At 44.3% G+C, this 2,486-nt stretch carries 4 protein-coding genes and 1 pseudogene; all 5 read right to left on the bottom strand.

Going from position 1 to position 2,486, the window contains the following annotated elements; genetic code table 11:
• Positions 1–323: DUF3577 domain-containing protein (locus tag FDX19_RS05615; protein ID WP_137381943.1), on the bottom strand; the 323-nt coding region annotated here is incomplete at its 3' end.
• 370 nt (positions 324–693) lie between these two features.
• Entirely contained in the window at positions 694–1,056 is a 363-nt protein-coding gene (locus tag FDX19_RS05610) for a DUF3085 domain-containing protein (protein ID WP_137381942.1), read from the bottom strand.
• 39 nt (positions 1,057–1,095) lie between these two features.
• On the bottom strand, positions 1,096–1,317 hold the full coding sequence (locus FDX19_RS05605; RefSeq protein WP_137381941.1) for a hypothetical protein: 222 nt from the start codon (positions 1,315–1,317) through the stop codon (positions 1,096–1,098).
• Between the two features lie 46 nt (positions 1,318–1,363).
• Entirely contained in the window at positions 1,364–1,897 is a 534-nt protein-coding gene (locus tag FDX19_RS05600; RefSeq protein WP_137381940.1) for a hypothetical protein, read from the bottom strand.
• Positions 1,898–2,128: 231 nt separating this feature from the next.
• A pseudogene (locus tag FDX19_RS05595) lies at positions 2,129–2,486 on the bottom strand (hypothetical protein); the annotation flags it as partial.

Raw genomic sequence — 2,486 nt, 5'->3', positions numbered from 1 at the left:
CCACACTGACCTTTTTTATCACCTTTCTCATAGGTAAAACATTCCGGGTAAATGTCTCCGACGCTAAAAGAAATCAACACCTTTTGTTTTTTACTCAATGCGTCCTGGCAACTTTCCAGCAGTTCGACCGCCTTCTCGTTATAAACACGAACATCAATATACGTATATTCTGGCTGGTCAGTGGTGCCACGGAGTGCAGCGATAGTACAGGCCAGAAATGGCTCGCCTTTTTTGGGGGTGACGGTTCGCAGGCGATTAACATAGCCAATGCCGCGAGTGTGCAGGTCAAAGTATTTGCGTTCAGCGTTTGAATTTACAGTCATGATATATCTCCGGTATAGATAAATTTAGCGGAGACAATCCCATTGGGATGGTGTCTCCCGCAGGGATAAATAATCAGTGTGAAGAAGTCAGCGACAATGCAAAATATTCTGCATCTCACCTGTTTCAGTCGTCAGCAGGTGTATAAGGGTAGGCGTCACACCGCATGTGTGTGGACAGTTTTCAGCCTGGCTGTCAAAGGGACCATCACACGGATGGATAAAGCAGACTCAGTTAACAACAGATGAATACAGCAGGAAAGGGTAAACTGTTTTTATAAAAATAAAGAAAAATGGATGACTTCATGAAATGCTGAAAAGCGGCATTCATGATAAAAAAGCCTCCGGTCATTAATGGACTGGAGGCTTTATATTATTGTATTACAGGAACTAATCTGAATGTTGTTTCTGTAATGTCAACACGGAGGTTAAACTGATGCCTGAACACCAGACCGAATGCCGGATCATCAGAGGCGATGTATTCGGCAAAATCATCGCCGCCGCAGATATCATGTAATTTGTCATACCAGTCGTCAACATCCACAACATCAGGGTTAAATCCTTCGGCATACGCAACCCGCCTGCGTCTGGTTTCCTGATTCAGTTCCCCCTTCTCCGACATCATATAGAGACCATGATCCTTTACCAGCAGAACCTGGCAGTGATTATCTTTCGCTTCCTGAATAACCGAAATTAAATCCGTTGCTTTAAATATAACAGAGCCGCCGTAAGTCATAACTATTTCCTCTGAATAGTAAAAAATAATGGTTATTGTTCAGTCTGAAAAAACAAGATCCAGTTCATATACCTGTCGGTATACGCCGGAGAAATCACTGGCCGCAATACGTAATACCTGTCCGGCCAGCGCTTGTGCCAGTGTGTCGCTGTTCCAGCGGTATTTTTTCTCCAGCAACTTTATCCTCTGATCCAGTTCGTTCATATCATTAACGAGTCGGGCAATATCCTGCCGCAACTCTTCATTGCCGAAATACTCCATAGCGTTTCCTGTGCGTTAAGGTGAATAAACAATGATGTGCGGGTTATTATTCAATCGCCCGTAATGAGAATTGCATGGGGATGAGGGTAGCCTCCAGGTCTGTCTTATACTCCAGCACATGACGAAGGGCTGTATTATCAACAGGAATTCTGCCGACGCAGACACCGGGGCCACTTATGTTATGCAGTGCATCCTGCAATTTATATAACTCATCGGGCCCGTACTGCTCTGGATCGAAACCTTCGGCATAAGAGATATTTAACTCATCGAAATTATTGTCGCTATTTTCTGAGATAATGAAGAGGCCGTGATTTTTTACCAGACACACATTACAGTTATCCTTAATGGCTTCCTGAATAACCGGGATAAGTGTTTCGGTTTTAAATATAACCGTATGTAATTTTTTACATGTAATCAGCTCTTTTTCATGGTCTGCCTGCGATCCCTGTACGGCAAGACTAATAGTGTTAACGTTACGGTATTTATGCTCCAGTTGTTTTATTTGTTTCTTTAATGTATCTATATAATTTACAAGCTGAGTGATGTTTTCCCAGAATATTTCATTATCTGCATGATTCATAATTCTGTTTCCTGCTAAGTGTTCAAAGTGAATAAATCAGCGACATGTCACCAGAGTGACACCACCTGTTTCAGTCGTCGGCAGGTATGAAGGGCACGCATAACTCATCGCTGAGGGCAACTTTCAGCGCCGTTGCCGGGTGCCACAATGGGCATTAATGCCCGGTCATTAAATAAAATATTCAGTGGCGCGGGCAGGGATAACTCTTTTTACGTCGCGATTAATTCAGCGTTATTCACAGATACCGGTATAAATGCCGTAACAGGGTTTACTGTCATTGATGGCGGCAATCTCATCAAACAACCGCCCGCCATGCAGGGAAAACGCCCAGCGCCGGTAGGTTTCAATACCGTGGCTCACCAGCGTAATTTTATGAATATCCTGTTCAGCCTTTAATGGATCGCGCGTGGACGGAAAAAATGTTGAATTGCCCCGAGTCGAACAGGCAGCAACAATTCGCTCCCATTCTGCGACGCGCTGTATCTGCTCAGGAAAGCGCCTGAAAATCACGCCCAATTCTTTCTTACGGGCATGAATACACGGCATACAACCAACCCGCGAACAGCCAAGCTGGTACAACGGATTCGGT

It is taken from the genome of Citrobacter sp. wls619 (assembly GCF_005281345.1).
Taxonomy (GTDB): Bacteria; Pseudomonadota; Gammaproteobacteria; order Enterobacterales; family Enterobacteriaceae; genus Citrobacter.
Note: the sequence above shows the minus strand (reverse complement) of the source record. Positions and strands in the feature narration are given on the sequence as shown.